Here is a 1,214-nt window from a genome sequence, read left to right on the forward strand (position 1 = left end):
CTCGGCGCGCACGCCGCGATAGATCGCTTCGTTGAGCGAGCCGTCGGTGCCGGGCGCGACGGGCTCGCCGTCGTCGTCCACCACGCGGCCGGTGTTGTACTCGGTCAGGTAGTTCGAGAAGCGGTTGTAGAACACGCCGACGCTGCCGCGGTTCGGTCCGCTCGCATAGCGCAGCGACAGGTCGGTCGATACGGCCTTTTCCTTCGACGCGTTCGGGTTGCCGATCAGGAACTGGCCGGTCGCGTCGTGCGGGCCGTTCGAATAGAGCTCGTAGAAGGTCGGCGCGCGTTCGGTGTACGCGACGTTCGCCGCGACCGACCAAACCGGCGTCAGCGAGAACAGCGCGCCGGCCGACAGGCTGCCCGCATTGAAGTCGCGCGGCTGCGCGCCAGCGAATTTCTCGATGCCGGCCGGATCGGGATCGACCTTCACGTGCTCGAAGCGACCGCCGACGCTCAGCTTCAGCGCCGGGGCGACCTGCCATTCCTCGAGGCCGAACAGCGCGACGCTGTTGGTGCGCGTGGACGGCACGAGCATTTCGTCGCCGAGCGCCGAGAACGTGTTCTGGCCGAACTGCACGCCGATCGCGCCTTCGAACGGGCCGATCTTGCGATGGCGCGCCTCGATGCGCGCCTCGTAGCCGCGGTTGCGGAAGGTGGTCGCCGTCTCGCCGTTGTCGACTTCCTTGTGGCGGTAGTCGGTGTACGCGAAATCGAATTTCAGCTTCGTGAACGGCCCGCTCAGGTTGCGCACCTCGGACGCGAACGCGAGGCGTTCCTGGCGCATCCGCAGCCGCACGTCGCTTTCCGCGACGGAGCCGTAGTTCGATTCGTAGCCGCTGTACGAGAGACCGGCGAAGCCGTCCCCCCACGTGTACGACGCGCCGACCGCACCGCCGTGCACGCGCCCGTCGCTGTTCGGCACGCTGCCTTCCGGTTGCGGCGTGTCGGGGCCGTCGATCGCGCGTTGCTGGCTGCTGCGCGCGTAGCCGGGAATCCGCAGCTTGCTCGTTTCTCGGTCGAACGCGTCGACGTGGAACGCGAAGCGGCCGTTGCCGCCTTCGACCTGGGCGGCGCCCGCGCGCACCGAATTCGCGCCGCCATAGCGCGCGTCGAGCGCGCCGGTCACCCCTTCGATCGCTTCGCGCGGAATCCGGTTGTCGATCGTGTTGACCACGCCGCCCACCGCGTTGCCGCCGTACAGCAGCGCGGCCG

At 68.7% G+C, this 1,214-nt stretch carries 1 protein-coding gene; it reads right to left on the reverse strand.

Annotated features, from left to right (window positions below):
- A partial coding sequence (locus A9Z05_RS03260) for a TonB-dependent receptor (protein WP_141723335.1) occupies positions 1–1,214 on the reverse strand: 1,214 nt, incomplete at both ends.

Origin of the sequence: Burkholderia sp. A2 (genome assembly GCF_001729305.1) — a bacterium.
In the GTDB taxonomy this organism is placed as follows: domain Bacteria; phylum Pseudomonadota; class Gammaproteobacteria; order Burkholderiales; family Burkholderiaceae; genus Burkholderia; species Burkholderia sola.